The sequence below is a fragment of the Frigoribacterium sp. CFBP9030 genome, from assembly GCF_034045195.1.
In the GTDB taxonomy this organism is placed as follows: Bacteria; Actinomycetota; Actinomycetes; order Actinomycetales; family Microbacteriaceae; genus Frigoribacterium.
The window spans coordinates 100,359-104,797 of sequence record NZ_JAXCWG010000010.1 but is presented as its reverse complement, the minus strand read 5'-3'; the positions used below and the strand labels follow the sequence as shown (position 1 = coordinate 104,797).

Below are 4,439 nucleotides of genomic sequence, written 5' to 3'. Positions count from 1 at the left end.
GCCCCGGCGCATACGCGCCGGGGCCTCCGCAGAAGAGGGGGACCGAGTTACTGGACCGTGCCCTCGACCGCCGTCTGGTAGACGATCTTGTTGTCGCCGTCGAACTTGTAGATGCCGATGAAGGCGCTCGACGGGTCGTTCTGGTCGTCGAATGCTCCGATGCCCGAGGGGCCGGTGTAGGAGATGTCGTCGCCGGCCTCGATCGCCGTCTTGCAGTCGGCGAAGGTCGAGCACTCGGTACCGCCGTCAGCACCCGACACCGCGGCCATGTTGGCCTGGATGGTGCCGGAGTCCGTTCCGCCGCCCTTCACCGCGGCGAGCGCGGCGAGCATGGTGGCGTCGTACGACTCCTGTGCGTACGAGTAGTCGGTCAGCGCCGAGCCCGCGCTCTCCTGGTAGTAGGTGTTGAAGCGCTCCTGCAGGTCGGACGACGGGAACGCACCGGGGATGGTGCCCTGGGCGCCCTCGAGGGTGCCCGGGTCGAAGTCCTCGCTGTAGTCGGCCGTGTTGCCGTCGGACATGTAGATGCTGGTCATGTCCGCACCCTGGGCGACGAGCTCGGGGACGATCGACTTGGTCTCGTCGAACGCGAGGATCACGATCGCGTCGGGGTCGGTGGCCAGGGCCGCCGTCACCTCGGACGAGAAGGTGGTCTGACCGGGAGGGAACTCCTGGCCTTCGCCGGTGCCGCCGTAGACGACGGTGCCGCCCGAGGCCTCGACGGACTCCTGCACGGAGTCGCGGAGACCGGTGCCGTAGGTGTCGTTGAAGACGAGGAACGCGACGTTGGCGCGACCGTCGTTGACGATCTGGGTGCCGAGCGCCGACCCCTGGACGGAGTCCGGCGGCGCGGTGCGGAAGTAGTACGACGAGTAGCCGCTGAGCGAGGACGCCGTGTTGGCAGGCGAGATCTCGACGATGCAGGCGGCGGTCAGCTGGTCGATGACGTTCAGCGTGACGCTGGACGACTCGGCGCCGATCGCGACCGGGACCTTCGCGTCGATGAGCTGCGTCGCTGCGGCACTCGAGACGGTGAGGTCGTTGCTGTCGCCGGAGTCGGTGCGGGGTTCGACCGTGACGTCCTGGTCGAGCACGCCACCGGCGGCGTTGATGTCCTCGACGGCGAGACCGATGCCGGCCTCGGCGGGCGGAGCGAGGTAGGCGAGGGTTCCCGTGTTCGGCAGGATCGTGCCGATGCGGAGCGCGTCCTGTCCGGGGCTGCTGGGAGCCTCGCACGATGCTGCGGGGTCGGCCTTCTGCGAAGCCGAAGGCGACGACGACGCGCCGTCCTCCGGAGTCGACGACGTCGACGAACAGGCGGCCAGCAAGACGGAGGCGGCCCCTGCGAGCGCCAGAGCCTTCAGGCCTTTGGTGGATCGGATCATCCGTAGTCCCTTTCGTGAAGCGCGGAGAGCCGGACCGACACTAGGCAGACGGTCCTCGCGATTGAGTAGAAACTAGGGCTGGATTGTTTCTGGCGTGTGTTCTGGTCGTCACTGGACCGTTTCGTTAGCAATTCGTGACTTGCGCTCAATACCGCGATTCCGCCGCGACGATCGCACCGCGTCGGTGGAGAGCACGATGAGCGCGACCCAGACGATCGCGAAGCCGATCCAGCGGGTGACCGGCATCTCTTCGTGCAGCAGCACCACGCCGACGATCAGCTGCAGCACCGGTGCGAGGTACTGCGTGAGACCGATCGTGGCCAGAGGGAGACGACGCGCGGCGGCGGCGAAGAGGAGCAGCGGCACCGCGGTGACGACGCCCGAGCTGATCACGGTCAGGGTGTGGACGACCGAGACGGAGCCGAAGACGACCCCGCCGCCCACCCCCGTGACGGCCATGACGACGAGCGCCGCCCCGGCCACCGGGGTCATCAGCATCGTCTCGAGCGTGAGACCGCCGACGGCGTCGACCCGCCCGCCGACCTGCTTCTTGACGAGACCGTAGAGACCGAACGAGGACGCGAGCACGAGCGACACCCACGGCACGTCGCCGGTGCCGATCGCGATGACCAGCACGGCGACGCCGCTGAGGGCGACGGCCGCCCACTGCGCGGGGCGCAACCGCTCGCGCAGGACGACGACGGCCAGCAGCACGGTCACGATCGGGTTGATGAAGTACCCCAGAGCGGCCTCGACGACGTGCCCGGCGAGGGCGGCGGTGATGAAGACCGTCCAGTTGACGACGATGAAGACGCCGGCGAGCCCCATGGTCGCGACGAGGCGGGGCTGCCGCAGCAGGCGGACGAATGCGGGGAAGCCCCTGGTCGCGGCGAGCAGCGCGAGGCAGAACACGAGCGAGAAGACGATGCGCCAGGCGACGATCTCGAACGGCCCCGACGGCGACATCAGCAGGAAGAACACGGGCAGGACGCCCCAGAGACCGTAGGCGCCGACCGCGAACGCGAGCCCGGATCGGGCGGCCCCGCCGGCGGCACCGGGCGAGCCGCCGCCCTGCGTCTCGGAGACGAGCGGGGCGGCGGGAGCCGAGGAGGCGCGGGGGCGGCTGGTGGTCACGTCACGACTGTAGGCCGGGCGACCGACACCGCGACACGTCCACCTCCGACAGGGTGGCGCGTCCGACCGCCGGTCTCGGGAGGCGCGACCTGTGGAGGAGGCGACCCGCGCCTCCTGCGGTCCCCCTCAACGACGAGAACCCCCGCCGAAGCAGGGGTTCTCGTGGAGCTGTGTCGAACGACTAGCGGACGACGACGGCGAGGACGTCGCGAGCCGAGAGGACGAGGAAGTCCTCTCCGCCGTACTTGACCTCGGTTCCGCCGTACTTGCTGTAGATGACCTTGTCGCCGACGGCGACGTCGAGCGGCACACGGTTGCCGTTGTCGTCGATGCGACCCGGACCGACGGCGACGACGTCGCCCTCTTGGGGCTTCTCTTTCGCGGTGTCGGGGATCACAAGGCCGGAAGCCGTGGTCTGCTCGGCTTCGACCTGCTGGATGACGATGCGATCTTCGAGCGGCTTGATGGAGACCGACACGGTTGCCTCTACTTTCTCGGAACTTCGAAAAACGTGGGTTGGCACTTGCCACGTGCGAGTGCCAGAAACAACTGTAGGGCGTCACTGGCACTCGGTCAATCCGAGTGCCAGTGATGCGCGTCGGTCTCGTCGACCCCGGGCCCCGGACCTCGGCGGATGCGTGAGACTGGACGACATGGATGCGTCGGAGCTGCTCGAAGTCCTCTCTCCCGAGGGGCTGCGGCTGCTCGACTCCCTCCCCCCGTGGCGGGCCTCCGACGACGTCGTGTCGTCGGTCGCCGCGCTGCGGAAGCAGGGCCACCCCGCCGAGCGCGTGTCGGCCGTGCTGACCCAGGCGCGCCTCCGCAGCAAGGCGGAGGGGAAGTTCGGCGAGTTCGCCAGTCGCATGCTCTTCACCGAGGCCGGTCTCGAGCAGGCCACGCGCCTCGGCGTCGCCGCCCGCCATGCCGACCGCTACCGCTCGGCCGGACTCACCAGCGTCGCCGACCTCGGCTGCGGCATCGGCGGCGACGCCCTGGCCTTCGCGGCCCTCGACCTCGACGTGCTGGCCGTCGACCGCGACGAGGTGACCGCCGCCGTGGCGTCGTACAACCTGTCCCCGTGGTCGTCGTCGCGAGTCCGTCAGGGCGACGCCGAGACGACCGACCTGACCGATGTGCAGGGGGTGTTCCTCGACCCGGCGCGCCGCACCGGCGGGCACAGCGCCACGAAGCGGATCGCCGACCCCGCCGACTGGTCGCCGTCGCTCGACGTCGCGTTCGCCTTCGCCGAACGCCTGCCGACGGGCGTGAAGCTCGGACCGGGGATCGACCGCGACCTCCTGCCCCGCGACGCCGAGTGCCAGTGGATCTCGGTCGATCGCGACGTGGTCGAGGCCGGGGTCTGGTTCGGACCGCTCGCACGGGCCGGGGTGGGCCGGTCCGCCCTGGTGATCAGCGCCTCCGGGGCGGCGGAGCTGACGGCGCCCGCCGACTCGGACGACGTCGAGGTGGGCGATCTCGGCGAATGGCTGTACGAACCCGACGGCGCCGTGATCCGCGCGCGTCTGATCGGCGACCTGGCCCGCTCGATCGACGCCCGCATGATCAGCCGCGACATCGCCTGGCTGACGACCGACCAGCGGATCGAGACCCCGTTCGCCCAGGGCTTCCGGGTGATCGAGACGTTCCCCCTCGACGAGCGGACCCTCAAGCGCGAGCTGCGGACGCGGGGCATCGGCCGCCTCGAGATCAAGAAGCGGGGAGTCGACGTCGACCCCGCCACGTTCCGCAAGCGCCTCTCGCTGCAGGGTTCGGGGTCGGCCACGCTCGTGCTGACCAGGGTCGCCGGGCGGCACACGGCGCTGCTCTGCGAACGCGCCTGACCCCCGCCACGACGACGGAGGCCGGCGCACCCGAGGATGCGGCGGGCTCCGTCGCGGCGCCGGGCCTGCGGGTCCGGAG

4 protein-coding genes are annotated in these 4,439 nt (G+C 70.1%); 1 reads left to right on the top strand and 3 read right to left on the bottom strand.

Annotation, left to right across the window (positions count from 1 at the left end; genetic code table 11):
• Nucleotides 1-47: 47 nt before the first annotated feature.
• From SOM13_RS11745 to groES, 3 genes are all read right to left on the bottom strand, one after another.
• Nucleotides 48-1,385, bottom strand: coding sequence for an ABC transporter substrate-binding protein (locus SOM13_RS11745; RefSeq protein WP_192061061.1), 1,338 nt, complete (start codon nucleotides 1,383-1,385; stop codon nucleotides 48-50).
• A gap of 108 nt (nucleotides 1,386-1,493) precedes the next feature.
• Nucleotides 1,494-2,519, bottom strand: a complete 1,026-nt coding sequence (gene rarD, locus SOM13_RS11740; RefSeq protein ID WP_320479806.1) for an EamA family transporter RarD — start codon at nucleotides 2,517-2,519, stop codon at nucleotides 1,494-1,496.
• A gap of 181 nt (nucleotides 2,520-2,700) precedes the next feature.
• A complete protein-coding gene (groES, locus tag SOM13_RS11735) occupies nucleotides 2,701-2,997 on the bottom strand; it encodes a co-chaperone GroES (RefSeq protein ID WP_192061059.1) in 297 nt (98 codons plus the stop codon).
• 175 nt (nucleotides 2,998-3,172) lie between these two features.
• Between groES and SOM13_RS11730 the strand changes: the two genes are divergently transcribed.
• The gene (locus SOM13_RS11730; RefSeq protein WP_243215247.1) at nucleotides 3,173-4,360 is read left to right on the top strand and encodes a class I SAM-dependent methyltransferase; all 1,188 of its coding nucleotides are present in this window, start codon (nucleotides 3,173-3,175) and stop codon (nucleotides 4,358-4,360) included.
• Nucleotides 4,361-4,439 lie beyond the last annotated feature (79 nt).

Excerpts from the sequence above, each read along its gene's own strand:
- SOM13_RS11730 (WP_243215247.1), top strand. The coding sequence starts at position 3,173 with ATGGATGCGTCGGAGCTGCTCGAAGTCCTCTCTCCCGAGGGGCTGCGG.
- SOM13_RS11745 (WP_192061061.1), bottom strand. The coding sequence starts at position 1,385 with ATGATCCGATCCACCAAAGGCCTGAAGGCTCTGGCGCTCGCAGGGGCC.